Source organism: Rhodococcus sp. SGAir0479 (assembly GCF_005484805.1).
Lineage (GTDB): Bacteria > Actinomycetota > Actinomycetes > Mycobacteriales > Mycobacteriaceae > Prescottella.
Window position 1 is genome coordinate 184,606 of the sequence record NZ_CP039432.1, and the last position, 17,237, is coordinate 201,842.

The following is a 17,237-nucleotide window of genomic DNA, read 5'->3' on the forward strand; positions in this document are numbered from 1 at the left end:
CGGAAACCGCCTCAGGCGACGAACCGCACCTCGAACATCCGCGGCCACAGCTTGCCGGTCACGAGGAACCTGTCGGTGCCGGGAATCTGCGCGATGCCGTTGAGGACGTCGATGCCGCCGCGTTCGCTCGCCGGCAGCGCGTCCTCGAGGTTCGCGGCGTCGATCGAGGCGACGACGGCGCCCGTCGCGGGGTCGATCTTCACGATCCGGTCCGTGGTCCACACGTTCGCGTACACGAATCCGTCGTTGCTGCACTCGAGTTCGTTGAGCCGGTCGAGGGGCCGGCCGTCGAGCGTGACGTCGACCGTGCCGGTCGCGTCGAACGTCGCGGGATCCCGGAAGGTCAGGGTGGCCGAGCCGTTGCTCATCACCAGCCGGTCGGCCTGCGTGCACAGTCCCCAGCCCTCGCCGTCGTACGACACCTGCCGCTGCTGTGCGAGCGTGCCGGCGTCACGGGCGATCGCGACGCCGTCCTTCCATGTGATCTGCCACACGGTGTCACCCGCGACGGTGACGCCCTCGCCGAACATCGGACGCATCAGGTCGGCGCGCGCGATCTCGGCGCCCGTGTCGAGGTCGGTGGCTCGCACCCACGAGGTGCCGACGCGGCCGGTGCTCTCGTACAGCGTGCCGTCGGAGATCTCGAGTCCCTGCGTGAAGGCGGTGGGATCGTGCGAAAGCTCGCGGACGATCTCCGGGTGCAACTGCTGGGCGAGAACGGCGCCCTCGGGTGGGGCGGCCGTGGTGCTGTCCGAGCAGCCCGCCGCGAGTGCAGCCGTCGCGGCGACCGCCGCGAGGGCGAGGAGACGGGGGGTACGACGCCGGTTCACCGGACCAGCATGACAGCCCCGGCGAGCCCGGACGAGCACACGACGGACCGAGTGCGGCAAGATGGACGCCGTGAGTGTTGCGTCGTCTCCCGAGAGCGCCGTCGTGCGCCCCGTCCTCGCTCGAGCCGTCGACCGTGCCCGCGCGGCACTGGAGGAGTTCGAGGAAGGCGGCGTGGGTCGGCACCTCGGTGTCACCGCCGAGGACGATTGCGCCGCGACCCATCGTTTCGAGGCCGAGCTGCCCGGTTACCGCGGTTGGCAGTGGGCGGTGGTCCTGGCAGCGGTGCCCGACTCCGACCACGTCACCGTCAGCGAGCTGGCGCTGCTCCCCGGCCCCGACGCCCTCGTCGCACCCGAGTGGCTGCCGTGGGACCAGCGTGTGCGTCCGGGTGACCTGTCGCCCGGCGATCTGCTGGCGCCGCCGGCGAACGACCCGCGGTTGGTGCCCGGTTACGTGGCGACCGGCGACCCCGAGGTGGACGAGGTCGCGTTCGAGGTGGGCCTCGGCCGCAAGCAGGTCATGAGCCGGGAGGGCCGCCTCGACTGCGCGCAGCGCTGGCACGACGGCGACTTCGGTCCCGACTCCGACATGGCGAAGGCGGCCCCCTCGACGTGCGAGCTGTGCGGCTTCTACCTGCCGCTCGCCGGTTCGCTGCACGCCGAGTTCGGGGTCTGCGGCAACGAGATGGCCGCCGACGGCCACGTCGTGACCGCGACCTACGGGTGCGGCGCGCATTCCGACACCACGCTGCCCACCGGGGCCGGCACGCCGCGCTACGACGCGTTCGACGACGCGGCCGTCGAGGTCGTGGAGATCGCCGCCCGACCCGAGGCGTCCGCCGAGCCGCAGGACACGGCCGACCCGCAGGCGCCGGTGGATCCCGAGTCGCCGTTGGACCCGGCATCGGATCACTGACCGACCCCTTCGACACCGCCGCCCTCCGCGAGGGGACGCTCCTCGCGTGGCGCAGTTCTCCCACGCGCCTGCGTGAGGACGCCGCCGCCGAGGCCGACCTGGTCCGGGCGGGGTACCGGGACCGCATCCTCACCGAGCTGGCCCAGAACGCGGCCGATGCCGCCGCGAAGGCGGGAGTGCCCGGCGCGCTGCGCGTCGAGCTGCACGGGGACGTGCTGCGCGTCGCGAACACCGGCAGTCCGCTCGACCGGGACGGGGTCCAGTCCCTGGTGGCGCTGCGGGCGTCCGGGAAGGGTGACGGGACGGGACCGTCCCACGGCGTGGGCCGATTCGGAGTGGGGTTCACCGCCGTCCTCGCCGTCAGTGACGACATCGAACTGCGTTCGACCACGGGCTCGCTGGCCTTCTCCGCCCGTCGTACCCGCGAGGAACTGGCCTCGGCCGGGCTCGGGGTGCCTGCGGTCGGCGCGCCGACGCTGCGATTGGCGTGGGCCACCGACGAGCGGCCCGCCGACGGCTTCGACACCGAGGTGGTGCTGCGCCTGCATCCCGACCTCCACGGCGCCGGCGCGCTCGCGCTGCTGACCCGGTTCGCCGCCGAGGCCGTCGACCTGCTGCTGGAACTGCCGGCACTCGTGTCGATCGAGATCGACGGAACCGTGCTGCGCCGCACCGAGCGCGATCTCGGCAACGGCCTCACGGAGATCGGCATCGGCCACACGACGTGGTGGCAGTACACGACCGCGACGGCGCGCTGGCTCGTGCCGGTGGTGGACGGGCGCCTGCAGGCGGTGGCCGGAGACGTGCTGCGCGCGCCCACCCGGTCGGACGAGGAGCTGTCGCTGCCGGCGGTGCTGATCACGGACGTCCCGATGCAGCCCGACCGGCGCCGGATCCTGCCGGGAGAACTGCCCGCGCACGTCGCACGCGGCTACGCCGCGTTCGTGGCGGCGCTGCCCCGGGACCAGCGCCTCGACATGGTGCCGCTCCCCGGGTTCGCGCGCAGCGAGGTCGACGCGGTACTGCGCGAGGCGCTCGTGGACGAGCTGCGCACACAGCCGTGGCTGCCGGCCGCCGGCGACGACGCCCCCGACCTGGTCCCGACCCGCGCCACCGTCCTGACCGGGCTGACCCGTGAGCTCGCCGACGCGCTCGCCGACGTCGTCCCCGACCTGGTGGACCCGCGGCTGTCGGGCCCGCGGCTCGCGCCGACGCTCGCGGCCGTCGACGTGCACCGGATCGGGCTGGCCCGGCTCGCGGAACTGCTCGGCGGGCACCACCGGGAGCCATCGTGGTGGTACACGCTCTACGACGCGCTCGAACCGCTCGTCGTGGACGGCATCACGGTGGAAGAGCTTGCCGCCGTGCCGGTTCCGCTGGCAGACGGGCGCACCGTCACCGGGCCGCGGACCACCGTCACGGGTGCCGACCTCGGGGCGTTGCTGGGGGAGGCCGCGGCGGCCCTCGACTGGGTACGCCTGGTGCATCCGGACGCGGTCCACCCGTTGCTCACCCGGCTGGGCGCCGAGCGTGCGACCGCGGGTGACCTGCTCGGCGACCCCGCGCTCCGGGCCCGGATCGAGGACGTCGACTACGACGATCCCGCCGCCGCGACGGAACTGGCGTCCGTCGTGCTGGGGCTCGTCGGCCTCGCGGGCCCCGACGCCCGTCCGCCGTGGCTGGGGGAGCTGCCGCTGCCCGACACGGACGGCGACCTGGTGCCGGCCGACGAGTTACTGCTGCCGGGTGCGCCGCTCACGGACGTCCTGGACGAGGACTCGCCGTTCGCCACCGTCGACCCCGCCCTGGTCGCCCGCGTCGGCGAGGAACCGCTGCGCGCACTGGGGGTGGGCTGGGGCTTCGCCGTGCTGCGGGCCGAGCTGCCGACCGGACCCGAACACGACCTCGACGACGAGGACGCGTGGTGGCAGACCCTCTCCGACGATCCCGAGACCCTGATCGCCGTTCGCGATCTCGACCTGGTCGACCCGGCGCGTTGGCCGCAGGCCCTGAGCCTGCTGGCCGACGATCCCGAGACCGCCGCCGCGCTCGCCGACCGCGCGGGGTACACCGCCTGGTGGTTGCGGCGGCACGCCACGGTCGCCGGCGTCCCGCTCGGGCGGCTGCGCGCACCCGACGATCACACCTTCGCGGGCCTGCTCGACGCCCTGGACCACCCGTCCGCGTCCGCCCTCGCGGCCGCGCTGGCCCCGGCCGCTGTCGACGACACCGCGTTGGCCGCCGTCCTGCTCGCGCGGCTGGCCGACCCCGAGCGCACGGTCACGCCCGACGTCGTGACCCGCACGCACCGACTGCTCGGTGCGGCCGCGGCACGGGGCGTGCTCGATCTCGACGCCCTCGACCTGCCGCCGCAGGTCCGCAGCCTCGCCGGCACCACGACCGAACCGGACGTCGCGCTCGTGCTCGACCGCCCGCACCTGGGGGCGGTGATTCCGCCCGAGCGGATCGTGCTGGGCGCGTTCGAGACGGCCGCCGCCCTCGCCGACCTGCTGGACCTCCCGCTCGCGTCGACCGCGATCGCCGCCGACGTGGTCGGTGCGGGCCGGGAGAGTGCGTGGGACCGGGAGCCGGGCGCCGTCCTGGCCTGCGCGGCGCTGGGACTACCGCTGCCGTCGGGTCCGGTGGTGGTGCACGACGAGCTCGTGGTCCGGTTCCGCGGCGCCGTCGAGGGTGACGTGACGGTGCCGTGGTGGGTGGACGAGGACGGCCGCACCCACTGCCGGCGGTGGCGAGGCGGCGGCGCATGACGCGGATGACGGTGGACCGGGCGGTACTCGACTGGATGCTCGATCTGCGCAGCCCGTGGCTCACGGACGTCGCCACGGTGATCACCCACAGCGGCGGCACCGTCGCAGCGTTCCTGATCTCCGCGGTCGTGACGGTCGCGCTGCTGCGTGCGCGGCGGACCGCCGAAGCCGTGACCGTCGCCGGTGCGATGCTGTCGGGGTGGGCGGTGATGAGTCTGCTCAAGCTGCTGTTCGGCCGGCAGCGTCCGCCGGTACCGGAGCGGCTCGTCGATCTCGACACGTATTCGTTCCCGTCCGGGCACGCCATGATGTCCGCGATCCTCGCATGCGTGCTGGGCGCCGTGGTGGTGCGCGTGCTCGCGCCCGGATTGCGGCGCCTCGCGGTGCTGGTCCTGCTGGCGTGCTACACCGTCGCGGTCGGGATGACGCGGGTGTATCTGGCCGCGCACTGGCTCACCGACGTGGTCGCCGGCTGGGCCCTGGGAGTGGCGTGGGCGGGGCTGTGGATCTGGGCCCTCAGCCGCCGCTCGACACGCATCGATCGCGTGTGAGTTCCCTCACCGTCCCCGTCGAGGGAGGCCGGTCGGTCGTCTGTTTCAGCTCAGTCCGCGCTGGGCACCGCGCCGACCACGGCGGGCCGCCCGGCGCTGGACGAGGAACAATCCGAATCCCAGCACGCCCAAGCCGATTCCGGCGTAGCAGACCGGCAGCGCGGCGCTCCACCGGTTGCCGCTCAGCAGGACCACGACGGTGGCCACCACCCACACGACGGTGCCCGCCGCAAGCACGGGACGGGGGTCGGAGAGCCGCTCGACGGGCGTCGGCGTGGTATGGATTTCGGTCACACGATTAAGTTACCCGTCCGTCGGTGCCCTAATCTGCCAGGTGCGAAACCCCACTTCCCGGCGATTGGACCGAAACTCGACATGGCGGTTACCGACAAGACCACCGAGCCCACCGGGCAGTCGGCGCCCTCGCGGTTGCTCGACACCTACTTCAAGATCACCGAGCGGGGCTCGACCATCAGCCGGGAGGTCCGCGGCGGCCTGGTCACGTTCGTGGCCATGGCGTACATCATCGTCCTCAATCCGCTGATCCTCGGCAGCTTCTCCGCCGACGACGCCTCCGCCAAGACCGACGTGCTCGGCAACATCCTGCCGGTCGGCCAGGTCGCCGCCGTCACCGCGCTCGTCGCGGGCCTGATGAGCATCATCTTCGGCATCATCGCCAACTATCCGTTCGGCATCGCCGCCGGCCTGGGCATCAACAGTCTGCTCGCCGTGTCGATCGCCCCGCAGGTGACCTGGCCCGAGGCCATGGGTCTGGTCGTCATCGACGGCCTCATTATCGTGGCGCTGGCCGCCACCGGGTTCCGCACCGCGGTGTTCAACGCGATCCCGAGCGAGCTCAAGGCTGCGATCGCCGCCGGCATCGGCATGTTCATCGCCTTCCTCGGGTTCGTCGACGCCGGGTTCGTGCGCCGCATCCCCGACGCCGCCGGCACGTCCGTCCCGGTCGGGCTCGGCATCAACGGCTCGATCGGCGCCTGGCCGACGGTCGTGTTCGTCTTCGGCGTCCTGCTCATGGGTGTCCTCGTCGTGCGCAAGGTCCGCGGCGGTCTGCTGATCGGCATCGTCACCACCACCGTGCTGGCCGCGGTCCTCGAGGCCGTCTTCCACGTCGGTGCGTCCAAGGGTGTCGACCCCAAGGGGTGGAACCTCAGCGTGCCCGCGGTCCCGGACGTCATCGCGCAGCTGCCCGACCTGAGCCTGGTCGGCGACTTCAACCTGTTCGGCGCGTTCACCCGGATCGGTGTCCTGGCTGCCAGCCTGCTCGTGTTCACCTTGGTGCTCGCCAACTTCTTCGACGCGATGGGCACCATGACGGGCCTCGGCAAGGAGGCCGGGCTCGCCGACAAGGACGGCAACCTGCCGGGCGTCGGCAAGGCCCTCGTCGTCGAAGGTGCCGGTGCGATCGTCGGCGGTGGCGCCTCCGCGTCGTCCAACACCGTTTTCGTCGAGTCCGCCTCCGGTATCGGTGAAGGTGCCCGCACCGGCCTCGCCAACGTCGTGACCGGCACGCTGTTCCTGGCCGCGATGTTCCTCACCCCGCTGTACTCGGTGGTGCCGATCGAGGCCGCCGCCCCGGCGCTGGTCGTGGTGGGCGCGTTGATGATCGGACAGGTCCGCGAGATCGACTTCAGCAAGTTCTCGATCGCGCTGCCGGCGTTCCTCACCATCGTCACCATGCCGTTCACGTACTCGATCGCCAACGGCATCGGCGTCGGCTTCATCTCCTACGTGGTCCTCGCGGCCGCCGGCGGCAACATCAAGAAGATTCATCCGCTGCTGTGGATCGTCGCGGCACTGTTCGTCGCGTACTTCGCGGTGGGTCCCATCACTGACGCCGTTACGTGATGGCCCGGGCGCGGGTTCCCGTATTGTTTGGTTCTGTGACATCGGATACCCGCGCCCTGGCCAGCGATCTCTCCCTTGCGGTGGTGCGGCTGACGCGCCATCTGCGCGGGCGGAGAAGCGAGGCCCAGGTCTCGCTGACGCAGCTCTCGGCGCTGGCCACGCTGAGCGCCGAGGGCTCCATGACCCCCGGTTCGCTGGCGGCGCGTGAGAAGGTCCAGCCGCCGTCGATGACCCGCGTCATCGCGTCGCTCGCGGATCTCGGACTGGTCGATCGCACACCGCATCCCACCGACGGACGTCAGATCATCGTCTCGCTGTCGGACTCCGGTCACGCCCTGATGGAGAGTGAGACCGCGGCCCGCGAGGCGTGGATGACCGAGAAGCTGTCGAGCCTCGAGGACAAGCAGCTCGAAACGCTACGGGACGCCGTCTCCATCATCACCACGCTCGTCGAGAACGACTGACCTTCCCCGGACCGGTGCCGGCGCCCGGAACCGGTGAGCGTCAAGCCTTCCGGCGGCCGCGGGCTCACTGCGTGGTCGGGGGCCGCGGTTCGCTCGGGGCGCTGGGTGACCGCGGCCGACGCCGCGAGGGCGTCCGCGTAGCGCTCGGTGCGTCGGGGTCAGTCGAGTCGTGCCCGCTCTCGTGCCGGGAACACCGTGTAACTGAGTGCGATCACTCCCCACACGCCGAGCGCGACCGAGAGCGTTCGGATCCAGTCCGACAGCGCCTCGGTGCGGTGCGGGTCGCCCACCATGCCGATCGCCGCCAGCAGCAGACCGCACGCGACACCCCACGCGATGAGGGCCTTGCCGAACTCTCGCCATTCGCGCGCGGCGCGGGCCCTGCCGTACCGGGCCGGCTTCGTCGGTGCGCGGCCGTGCGCGAAACGGTGGGCGAAGTGCGCGTCGGCCCAGCGGATGATGCTGTGCCCGAAGGCCACCGAGAAGCCGATGTAGGCCGCCGCGAGTCCGTGACTCCACGATGCCACGCCGCCGGTCCGCAGGTCGACGGTGGCCGCGACGAGCAGCACGACGTCGACGAGGGGAGCGCACAGGAGCAGGGCGGCTCCGAGCGTGGGTCGGCCGAGCGGGTACCGGGCGACGAGCCCGGACCCCAGGAACACCCAGAACAGCACCTCGCACGCGACGATCAGTTGGACGATCATGGGCGGCTCGTTTCTAGTACGACTGTGTTACCGAGGTGGAAAGTAGCACAGCCGTGTTAGTTTTGACCACGTGGTGAAACGACCCGATCCCGAGCGGCGCCGCGAGGACATCGCCGACGCCGTGCTGCGCGTGATCCGGCGCGACGGCATCGGCGCGGCCAGCGTGCGGACCGTCGCCGACGAGGCCGGTATGTCCACCGGCTCGCTGCGGCACTTCTTCGGCACCCAATCCGAACTGCTGCTGTTCGCCATGGAGTTGATCACCCGGCGGGTGTACGAGCGCATCGCCCGCATCGAATTCAGCGGCGAGCCGCGGCGCGACGTGCGGACGCTGACCGAACAGTTCGTCCCGCTGGACGGCGATCGCCGCGCCGAGATGGATATCTGGCAGGCCTTCGTCGTCGCCGCGCGGACCGACCCCACGCTGGCCGAGGTGCGCGACCGGACCGATCGGGAGATGTACGAGGGGTTCCTGCGCGCCACGTCCGCGTTGGGGGAGCGCGGGCTGCTGGTGGACGGAGCGGATGCCGAGGTCGAGGCGATGCGGCTGCATGCCCTGGTCGACGGTCTGGCGGCGCACGGTGTCAACCACCCGGCCCGGGTGGACACGGCTCGCATCCATGCCGTGCTCGACGCGCATTTCGCGGCGCTGCTGGGCCCCGACGGGAACTCTCGCTAGCGCGCAGATCGCCATGCGGCACGATGGGGCCCGTGGTTCACGTCATCGACATCGCAGACCCCGCCGACCCCAGGCTGGACGACTTCCGAGATCTCAACTCGTCGGACCGCCGGCCCGACCTGCCCGGCGGCAAGGGTCTGGTGATCGCCGAGGGTGTCCTGGTGGTGCAGCGGATGCTCTGCTCCCGGTTCTCGCCGATCGGTCTGCTGGGCGTCGACCGCCGTCTGGGCGAACTCGCCGGCGATCTCGAGGACGTCGACGTCCCGTTCTACCGGACCTCCGCCGACGTCATGGCGGAGGTGGTCGGCTTCCATCTCAACCGGGGCGTGCTCGCCGCCGCGCACCGTCCGCCCGCGTCGGATCTCGAGGACGTCCTCCGTGAGGCCCGCACCGTCGCGGTGCTCGAGGGGGTCAACGACCACGAGAACATCGGCTCGCTGTTCCGCAACGCGGCCGGCCTGGGCGTGGACGCCGTCCTGTTCGGGGCCGCGGTGGCGGACCCGCTCTACCGTCGGGCGGTCCGGGTGTCGATGGGGCACGTGTTGCGGGTGCCGTTCGCGCAGGTCCCGGACTGGCCGCGGGGTCTGAATATACTGCGGGACAGAGGCTTCCAGGTGATTTCCCTGACTCCTGATCCGGCGTCGGCGCCCTTGGCCGAGGCGATGACCGGGGACAGGGTGGCGCTGCTGCTCGGGGCGGAGGGGCCCGGTCTCACCGAACACGCGATGCGCGCCAGCGACGTGCGAGCCCGGATCCCGATGGCGCCGGGGACCGACTCGCTCAACGTCGCCACCGCGGCCGCGATGGCGTTCTACGAGCGCATCCGCACGGCGCCGTGATGTCGACCGCGCCGCCGGAGCCGACCCCGTGGGCCACGGGTCTGCTCGTCGGGGCGTTCGCCGCCGTCTTCACCCTGGTCGCGGTGGTGGCGTTCGGATCGGCGCTGGCCGCAATCCATCCGCTGCTCGCGGTGGGGTTCAATCTGGTGGTCGTCGGGGGTGCCGCACCCACGGTGTGGCGCTGGCGCCGCGTGCCGGTGTGGCGCTGGGTGGTCTACGGCGTGGGCGCGGGAGTGATCTCCGGCTGGCTCGTCCTGTTCTCCGGCGCGCTCTGAGGGTCAGTCCCCGCGGCCGAACCAGCGAGCGAACAGGGAACGTCGGCGCGGACGCTCCGGTGCGGCCTCGGAGGCCGCGCGTCCGGCCGCTGCGGCGCGCTCGTCCTCGAGTCGGCGTAGCTGTGCGAATCGCTCGTCGCGCAGTTGCTCCTGCCGCCGCTCCTCCTCGCGTCGCGCCTGCTCGCGGAGTTGCTCTTCGCGTCTGAGCACCGCTTCCGGTACCTGACCGGCGGGGTGGACGGCGAAGCGGCACAACAGGATCGACGTCGGATCGAGATCGTCGCCGAGCCAGGCGCGCGGGGCGGCGTCCGCGAACTCCCCGGGATCGAACGGCAACGTCTGCGGGTCGGGCAGCACGTCCAGCGACGGCCGGGCCGGGTGCTCACCCGCCCAGAACGGGCGCTCCCAGACCTGCGGCAGGCCGACGTTCTCGATGATGTGCACCGGTGTGGCACTGAACGATCGCTCGAGCTTGTCACCGTTCCAGTGCGCGAAGGCGCCCCACGAGCCGGCCCGCGTCACCGGACTCGACGAGCACAGGTAGGTGTGACGGCACCCGGTCGGGTGGATCCAGTGTTCCACCAGCGAGGACGGGACGGGCGGCAGTTGTTCGGCGGTCCGGACCACCGCCACACCGGGAAAGCAGCCGACGACGATCTCGCCGTCCGCGACCTTCGTTGCCTCGGCGAGGGTCTCGTTGCCGAGGTGGGTCGCCTCGAGGCCCGGATGGAGGAGTAGTGCCAGCCGGCGTGCGGCGTCGACGTCGGGGTCCGCGCCCCGCACCGCGGCGGCGGGGTCGGTGGTGTCGACGTACCAGAGAGTGGATGCGTGGAGCCCCGGCACCGCCGTCAGCCGCGCCCGTTGCTCCGAACGCCCAGCAGGACGTCGTCCCACGACGGCAGCGCCGGCTTGCCGCGCTTGTCCTTACCGGGGCTGTGCTGCGGGGCGACCTTCAATTCCTGCTCGGCAGCATCGACCACCTCGGCCTCGACCACCTCGACGGATTCCGCGATCACGCTGTCGGCGAAGGCGAACGAGTCGGCCTCCACGACCGGCTCGCCGTCGTGCTCGTGATCCTGCTCGATGTCGGCGGGGCCGTAGATGCCCTCCATCGGGACCGGCGCGAGACCGCGCAACGGCCGGCCGAAGTCCGGGTCCACCAGCTGGGTCGCCGTGTCGTCGAGTGCGGTGATGGTGCCGCCGTGGGCGTCCGGCTGGTAGCGCCAATGGGCGGTATTGGTGGTGCGCCCGGCCTGCCACTGGAGCTGCGCCACCCAGTGGCCGCCCTCTTCCTTCCAGGCGTCCCACGTCGCGATGTCGATGTCGTGGCCCCGCGCGCGGAACGCCTGCGCGACGATCTCACCGAGGGTGTTCACGGCCGGTCCGTCCGGGCGCAGCGGGTGGCCCGCCTGCGCCATCTCCGCGGCACGCGACCGTTCGAGCAGAACGGGGTACGCGAAGCGTTCGACCTTCGCGTGCGGGACACCGGCCTCGGCAGCCACCTGATCGACCGAGGCGCCGGCCCGAATACGCGCCTGGATTTCGCGCGGACGCATCTGGCAGTCCGTCTCGATCTCGATCTGGCCCAGCCGTGCGATGTCGCCACGGGACGCGGCGCGGAGCTTGTCGTCCGCCGCGATCCGGAACTTCTCTCCGGTGTCGGGGTCCGAGCACACCACGTGCGCGCCGCCAGGTTCGAGTCCGATCACTCGCAGCTCTCGCACGTGTTCCTCCTCATCGCGCCGACTCGCGATCATGCCGAAGTCGACTGTAATTCATTTGTGACACTGGCGCTCGGAAAGACACGCGTATCCGACACGACGAGGGCGGGCGCGCCGGTGGCGCGCCCGCCCTCGTGAGCGGAGATCGGTGTGGATCCGTGAGCGAATCAGCCGAGCTGCGAGACGACCCAGTCGATGCTCTTGGTCAGCTGGGTGACGTCCGCGGGATCGATCGCCGGGAACATGCCGACGCGCAGCTGGTTGCGGCCCAGCTTGCGGTAGGGCTCGGTGTCGACGATGCCGTTGGCGCGCAGGATCTTCGCGACCTGCGCGGCGTCCACCGACTCGGCGAAGTCGATGGTGCCGACGACCTGCGAGCGCAGCGCCGGGTCGGTGACGAACGGCGTCGCGTACTCGGAGGCCTCGGCCCAGTCGTACAGGCGCGAGGACGAATCCTTGGTGCGCGCGGTGGCCCACTCCAGGCCACCGTTGTTGTTCATCCACTCGATCTGGTTGGCGAACAGCAGCAGCGTCGCGAGCGCCGGCGTGTTGTACGTCTGATCCTTGGTGGAGTTGTCGATCGCGATCGGCAGCGACAGGAAGTCCGGCGTCCAGCGGCCGGAGTCCTTGATCTCGGCGACCCGCTCGAGCGCGGCCGGGCTCATCAGCGCGATCCACAGGCCACCGTCGGCGGCGAAGGACTTCTGCGGCGCGAAGTAGTAGACGTCGGCGTCGGCGGCGTCGACCGGCAGGCCGCCCGCGCCCGACGTGGCGTCGATCGCGATGAGCGCGTTCTCGGAACCGGCCGGACGGCGCACCGGCACCGCGACACCCGTCGAGGTCTCGTTGTGCGCCCAGCCGATGAGGTCGACGGAGCCGTCGGCGACGATCTCGGGAGCGCTGCCCGGCTCGCTCGAGACGACGACCGGATCACCGATGAACGGGTTGTTCTTGGCCACCGACGCGAACTTGGACGAGAACTCGCCGTACGTGAAGTGCTGCGAGCGCTCGCGGATCAGGCCGAACGCGGCCGCGTCCCAGAACGCGGTGGTGCCGCCGTTGCCGAGCACGACCTCGTAGCCCTCGGGCAGCGAGAACAGGTCCCGCAGACCCGAACGCACGCGCGCGACGACGTCCTTGACCGGCTTCTGCCGGTGGCTGGTGCCGAACACCGAGGCGCCGACGTCGACCAGGGACTGCAGCTGCTCGGGGCGGACCTTCGAGGGTCCGCAGCCGAAGCGGCCGTCGACGGGCTTGAGGTCGGCGGGGATGATCGGGTTGCTCATCGGTGCGAGTTCGTCCTTTGTCTGTTGTGCTCGGATGTGGGGAAGGGCCCAGCGGTCAGCTGTGCGAGATCTGGTCCCAGCCCGCGACCGAATCGGCGGGGCGGGGCTCGGGTCCGGTGTAGATCGCGGCCGGGCGGACGAGCTTGCCCAGGCGCTTCTGCTCCATGATGTGCGCGCACCAGCCGGCGGTGCGGCCGCACGTGAACATCGCGGGCATCATGTGCGCCGGCACCTCGGCGAAGTCGAGGATCACCGCCGCCCAGAACTCGACGTTCGTCTCGATCGCGCGATCGGGACGACGCTCGCGGAGCTCGGCGAGCGCGGCCTGCTCGAGCGCTGCCGCCACCTCGTACCTGGGAGCGTTCAGCCGCTTGGCGGTGTCGCGCAGCACGCGGGCGCGGGGGTCCTCGGCCCGGTACACCCGGTGACCGAAGCCCATGAGCTTCTCCTTGCGGTCGAGGATGCCCTTGACCAGCGCGCGGGCGTCGCCCGTGCGCTCGGTCTCCTCGATCATCGGCAGCACGCGGGCCGGGGCGCCGCCGTGCAGCGGTCCCGACATCGCGCCGATCGCGCCGGACAGCGAAGCCGCGACGTCGGCGCCGGTGGAGGCGATCACGCGGGCGGTGAAGGTGGAGGCATTCATGCCGTGCTCGGCTGCCGAGACCCAGTAGGCGTCGATGGCCTCGACGTGCGCGGGGTCCGGGTCACCCTTCCAGCGCGTCATGAAACGTGCTGTGACGGTCGAGCATTCGTCGATCTGCTTCTGCGGCACGGCCGGCTGATAGATGCCGCGGGCCGACTGGGCGACGTACGACAGCGCCATCACCGACGCGCGCGCCAGGTTCTCGCGGGCGGTCTCGTCGTCGATGTCGAGCAGCGGCTGGTATCCCCAGATGGGAGCCAGCATCGCCAGCCCCGCCTGCACGTCCACGCGGACGTCGCCGGTGTGGATGGGCAGCGGGAACGGCTCGGCCGGCGGCAGACCGCGGCCGAACTCGCCGTCGACCAGGAGCGCCCACACGTTGCCGAAGGTGACCCGGCGGCTCACCAGATCCTCGATGTCGACGCCGCGGTACCGCAGCGCGCCGCCGTCCTTGTCCGGCTCGGCGATGTCAGTGGTGAAGGCGACGACGCCTTCGAGTCCGCTGACGAAATCCTCGGGTACTACAGCGCTGGGTGCCATCGTTCCTGGACTCTCCTCATCCGAGTGCTGCCCGTCAGAGCCGCACTGCCTTGCACTGATTCGGCCTTCGACTACTCGATCGTGCGATCCGTCCGACTCGTCCGCACTCACGTGCGCGTCTTCGTGCTCGTCCGTGCTCGACCCGGGTGGTGCTCGCGGGTCGGCTACCCAAACTCTAGCCGGTCGCACCGCACGCCTGGCCAGCGCATACCCGGGGGTAGCGTCTGCACCTGTGTCGTCAGATTCCCGTCGCCGGGGTTCCCGGAAGTCCGATCTGTCCGCGATGCGGGTGAGTTACGGCGAGATCGGGCCGCAGCGCCCCGTCGTCGAACCCGATCTCGAGCCGTCCTGGCTCACCGGCGGGTGGGCCGCGCTCGCCCGGCAATGGGTGGAGGAAGCGGTGGAGGCGGGTCTGCCCGAACCGAACGCGATGGTGCTCGGCACGGTCGATTCCGACGGGCACCCGTGCACCCGAACGGTGCTGTGCAAGGGGCTGTCCGAGGACGGCGTGCTGTTCTTCACCAACTACGAATCTGACAAGGGACACCAGCTCGCGGCCGTGCCGTACGCGTCGGTGACGTTCACGTGGATCCCGCTGGCGCACCAGGTCACGCTGCGTGGGCCGGTCGAACGCACCAGCGTCGACGTCACCACCGAGTACTGGAACAGTCGCCCGCGCGGGTCCCGCCTCGGCGCCTGGGCCTCGCAGCAGTCCCGTCCCGTCGCTTCCCGCGCCGACCTAGAGTCCCGGCTCGTGGAGGCCGGTCAACGCTTCAGCGTCGACGGGGAGGTCCCGGTGCCGCCGCACTGGGGCGGATTCCGGATCCGCCCCGAGTCGGTCGAGTTCTGGCAGGGCCGGCCCAACCGCATGCACAACCGGATCCGCTCCCGTCTCGTCGACGGGGCGTGGACCGTCGAACGGCTCCAGCCGTGATGCGCGGACTCCTCGCCGACGTCACCCCGCTCCGCAATCCCGACTACCGACGCCTGTGGACGAGCGGGATCGTCACCGTCATCGGCGGCCAGCTCACCGTCGTCGCGGTGCCCCTGCAGATCTTCGCGATGACGCAGAACTCCGCCTACGTGGGGCTGGCGGGGCTCTTCGGACTGGTACCGCTCGTCGTGTTCGGGCTGTGGGGCGGCGCGCTCGCCGACGTCATGGATCGGCGCAAGCTCATCATCATCTCGACGCTCGGGTTGATCGGCACGTCGTTGCTGCTGTGGCTCCAGGCCGCCGCGAACGTGAACAACGTGTGGCTGTTGCTGTGCCTGTTCTCGCTGCAGCAGGTGTTCTTCGCGATCAACTCACCCACGCGCAGCGCGATCATCCCGCGGCTGCTGCCGATGAACGAGCTCCCGGCCGCGAACTCGCTGAACATGACGGTGATGCAGTTCGGCGCCATCGCCGGCCCGCTGCTCGCCGGAGTGCTGATCCCGGCGGCCGGGTTGTCGACGGTGTATCTGCTCGACTCGATTGCGCTGCTCGCGACGTTGTGGGCGGTGATCAAGCTGCCGGCGCTGCCGCCCACCGGTCCCGCCCGCCGCGCCGGACTGCGGGTCGTGGGGGAGGGCTTCACCTATCTCGCCACGCAGAAGGTGCTGCTGGCGTCGTTCGTCGTCGACATCGTCGCGATGGTGTTCGGCATGCCGCGGGCGCTGTTCCCGCAGATCGCCCACGATTCGTTCGGCGACCCACTGGACGGCGGCGTGGCCCTCGGGTTGCTGTTCGCCGCGATGTCGGCCGGCGCGGTGCTGGGCGGCGTGTTCTCCGGGTGGCTGCCGCGGATCCGCTACCAGGGGCGGGCGGTGGTGGTCTGCATCGTGCTGTGGGGCGTGGCGATGGTGGGTTTCGGTGTCGTCGTCGGCATCGCGAACCCCGACAGCTCGCCGGTCCTGCTGTGGTTCGCGCTCGCGTGCCTGGCATTCGGCGGCGCGGTCGACATGGTCTCGGCCGCGCTGCGCAGCACGATGCTGCAGCAGGTCGCCACCGACGACATGCGCGGGCGGCTGCAAGGTGTGTTCACGGTGGTCGTGGCCGGCGGTCCACGTATCGGCGACGTCCTGCACGGCGCCGCTGCCTTCGCGTTCGGTACGGCCGTCGCGTCTGCCGGTGGCGGCGTCCTGGTCGTGATCGGTGTGGTGGTTTCGGTGCTGGCCTTCCCTGCCTTCGTGCGGTACCGCGTGGCGCGGGCGGGGGAGCCGGAGCATGTCTGATCCGCGGATCCTGGTGTGCGGCGAGGCGCTCGTCGACCTCGTCCCGACCGGCGAGACCACCTACGACGCGCGTCTCGGCGGCGGTCCGTTCAACGTCGCGGTGACGCTCGGACGCCTCGGCAGCTCCGTCGCGTTGTGCTCCCGCATCTCCACCGATCCGTTCGGGGAGCGGCTGTTCGAGGCGCTCGCCGGGGCGGGCGTCGACACCCGGCTGGTCCAGCGGGGGCCGGAACCCACCACGCTCGCCGTCGCGGGCCTCGACCCGGACGGCGGCGCCCGCTACACCTTCTACGCCGACGGGACCGCCGATCGGCTCGTCGCGGATCCGGGCACGCTCCCGGCCTCGGTCCGGGCGGTGTCCGTGGGCACGTTGTCGCTGGTGTTCGAGCCCGGCGCGAGCGTGTACGCCGCGCTGCTGCGCCGGGCCCACGACGACGGCTGCCTGACGGTCCTCGACCCCAACGTCCGCCCGGCCGTCTTCCCCGACCACTACCGTCGCCGTTTCGTCGAGTTGCTGCCCTCGGTCGACGTGCTGAAGGTCTCCGACGACGACGTTCGATGGCTGGCCGCGGGGGCGGACGGGACCACGCCCGCACAGTGGCTCGAGGCCGGGGTCACCGCGGTCGTGACGACCCACGGTGCCGACGGGCTGTCCGTGCGGACGCGAGCGCTCGAGGTGGCCGTGCCGGGGGCGGCGGTCGCCGTCGCGGACACCATCGGCGCAGGTGACACCGTGCACGGTGCGTTGCTGCACCGCCTCGTCGAGGCGGGACCCGGTGGTCGGGGTTCGATTGCGGCTCTCGACGGGGGACAATGGCGAGACGTCCTCGGGTTCGCGGCTGCGGCAGCGGCGATCACTGTTTCGCGGCCCGGGGCGGACCCTCCGTGGGCAACCGAGCTCACGGGCGGCTAGTTTCTACTTGAATGTTACGAAGTTACTC

At 71.3% G+C, this 17,237-nt stretch carries 18 protein-coding genes; 11 read left to right on the forward strand and 7 right to left on the reverse strand.

What is annotated here, in order from left to right; translation table 11 throughout:
• Window positions 1-11: 11 nt before the first annotated feature.
• Entirely contained in the window at window positions 12-830 is an 819-nt protein-coding gene (locus E7742_RS00860) for a glutaminyl-peptide cyclotransferase (RefSeq protein ID WP_137797192.1), read from the reverse strand.
• A gap of 61 nt (window positions 831-891) precedes the next feature.
• Here E7742_RS00860 and E7742_RS00865 point away from each other — a divergent pair, with 61 nt between their 5' ends.
• Genes E7742_RS00865 through E7742_RS00875 form a run of 3 tightly spaced genes read left to right on the forward strand, consistent with a single transcriptional unit; the run spans window position 892 to window position 5,065 of the window.
• A complete protein-coding gene (locus E7742_RS00865) occupies window positions 892-1,746 on the forward strand; it encodes a DUF3027 domain-containing protein (RefSeq protein WP_137797193.1) in 855 nt (284 codons plus the stop codon).
• Window positions 1,743-4,514, forward strand: a complete 2,772-nt coding sequence (locus E7742_RS00870; protein ID WP_137800995.1) for a sacsin N-terminal ATP-binding-like domain-containing protein — start codon at window positions 1,743-1,745, stop codon at window positions 4,512-4,514. The genes E7742_RS00865 and E7742_RS00870 overlap by 4 nt, the downstream gene beginning before the upstream one ends.
• 5 nt (window positions 4,515-4,519) lie before the next feature.
• Window positions 4,520-5,065, forward strand: a complete 546-nt coding sequence (locus E7742_RS00875; protein WP_175420562.1) for a phosphatase PAP2 family protein — start codon at window positions 4,520-4,522, stop codon at window positions 5,063-5,065.
• A gap of 45 nt (window positions 5,066-5,110) precedes the next feature.
• On the opposite strand, the gene E7742_RS00880 is transcribed toward E7742_RS00875, so the two are convergent.
• The gene (locus E7742_RS00880) at window positions 5,111-5,359 is read right to left on the reverse strand and encodes a DUF2530 domain-containing protein (RefSeq protein ID WP_137797195.1); all 249 of its coding nucleotides are present in this window, start codon (window positions 5,357-5,359) and stop codon (window positions 5,111-5,113) included.
• An 81-nt stretch (window positions 5,360-5,440) separates the two neighbouring features.
• Here E7742_RS00880 and E7742_RS00885 point away from each other — a divergent pair, with 81 nt between their 5' ends.
• Both E7742_RS00885 and E7742_RS00890 read left to right on the forward strand, forming a co-directional pair.
• On the forward strand, window positions 5,441-6,931 hold the full coding sequence (locus E7742_RS00885; RefSeq protein WP_137797196.1) for an NCS2 family permease: 1,491 nt from the start codon (window positions 5,441-5,443) through the stop codon (window positions 6,929-6,931).
• 35 nt (window positions 6,932-6,966) lie between these two features.
• Entirely contained in the window at window positions 6,967-7,395 is a 429-nt protein-coding gene (locus E7742_RS00890) for a MarR family winged helix-turn-helix transcriptional regulator (RefSeq protein WP_175420377.1), read from the forward strand.
• A 158-nt stretch (window positions 7,396-7,553) separates the two neighbouring features.
• Here the strand turns inward: E7742_RS00890 and E7742_RS00895 are convergent, their stop codons facing one another.
• A complete protein-coding gene (locus E7742_RS00895; protein WP_137797198.1) occupies window positions 7,554-8,099 on the reverse strand; it encodes a hypothetical protein in 546 nt (181 codons plus the stop codon).
• A 70-nt stretch (window positions 8,100-8,169) separates the two neighbouring features.
• On the opposite strand from E7742_RS00895, the gene E7742_RS00900 reads away from it, so the two are divergent.
• From E7742_RS00900 to E7742_RS00910, 3 genes are read left to right on the forward strand one after another with little or no spacing between them, the layout of a single operon-like run.
• Window positions 8,170-8,778: a TetR/AcrR family transcriptional regulator gene (locus tag E7742_RS00900; protein ID WP_137797199.1), complete on the forward strand. Its 609-nt coding sequence runs from the start codon at window positions 8,170-8,172 to the stop codon at window positions 8,776-8,778.
• Between the two features lie 32 nt (window positions 8,779-8,810).
• Window positions 8,811-9,617, forward strand: a complete 807-nt coding sequence (locus E7742_RS00905; protein ID WP_137797200.1) for a TrmH family RNA methyltransferase — start codon at window positions 8,811-8,813, stop codon at window positions 9,615-9,617.
• Window positions 9,617-9,892: a DUF2537 domain-containing protein gene (locus E7742_RS00910; protein ID WP_137797201.1), complete on the forward strand. Its 276-nt coding sequence runs from the start codon at window positions 9,617-9,619 to the stop codon at window positions 9,890-9,892. Before E7742_RS00905 ends, E7742_RS00910 begins: the two co-directional genes overlap by 1 nt.
• A gap of 3 nt (window positions 9,893-9,895) precedes the next feature.
• Here E7742_RS00910 and E7742_RS00915 read toward each other — a convergent pair whose 3' ends face one another.
• The 4 genes from E7742_RS00915 to E7742_RS00930 all read right to left on the reverse strand — a co-directional run bounded on the left by E7742_RS00915 (window position 9,896) and on the right by E7742_RS00930 (window position 14,082).
• Window positions 9,896-10,735 (reverse strand): DUF6928 family protein, encoded by an 840-nt coding sequence (locus E7742_RS00915; protein WP_137797202.1) that lies wholly within the window; start codon window positions 10,733-10,735, stop codon window positions 9,896-9,898.
• Between the two features lie 5 nt (window positions 10,736-10,740).
• Window positions 10,741-11,616 carry a septation protein SepH gene (sepH, locus tag E7742_RS00920; protein ID WP_175420378.1) on the reverse strand — a complete coding sequence of 292 codons (876 nt, stop codon included), beginning with the start codon at window positions 11,614-11,616 and terminating at the stop codon, window positions 10,741-10,743.
• 164 nt (window positions 11,617-11,780) lie between these two features.
• On the reverse strand, window positions 11,781-12,899 hold the full coding sequence (gene serC, locus E7742_RS00925) for a phosphoserine transaminase (protein ID WP_137797204.1): 1,119 nt from the start codon (window positions 12,897-12,899) through the stop codon (window positions 11,781-11,783).
• Between the two features lie 55 nt (window positions 12,900-12,954).
• The gene (locus E7742_RS00930; RefSeq protein WP_137797205.1) at window positions 12,955-14,082 is read right to left on the reverse strand and encodes a citrate synthase 2; all 1,128 of its coding nucleotides are present in this window, start codon (window positions 14,080-14,082) and stop codon (window positions 12,955-12,957) included.
• Between the two features lie 283 nt (window positions 14,083-14,365).
• Between E7742_RS00930 and pdxH the strand changes: the two genes are divergently transcribed.
• Genes pdxH through E7742_RS00945 form a run of 3 tightly spaced genes read left to right on the forward strand, consistent with a single transcriptional unit; the run spans window position 14,366 to window position 17,209 of the window.
• Entirely contained in the window at window positions 14,366-15,016 is a 651-nt protein-coding gene (pdxH, locus tag E7742_RS00935) for a pyridoxamine 5'-phosphate oxidase (RefSeq protein ID WP_137800996.1), read from the forward strand.
• Entirely contained in the window at window positions 15,016-16,296 is a 1,281-nt protein-coding gene (locus tag E7742_RS00940) for an MFS transporter (protein WP_137797206.1), read from the forward strand. The genes pdxH and E7742_RS00940 overlap by 1 nt, the downstream gene beginning before the upstream one ends.
• Window positions 16,289-17,209 (forward strand): carbohydrate kinase family protein, encoded by a 921-nt coding sequence (locus E7742_RS00945; RefSeq protein WP_137797207.1) that lies wholly within the window; start codon window positions 16,289-16,291, stop codon window positions 17,207-17,209. The genes E7742_RS00940 and E7742_RS00945 overlap by 8 nt, the downstream gene beginning before the upstream one ends.
• Window positions 17,210-17,237: the final 28 nt, after the last annotated feature.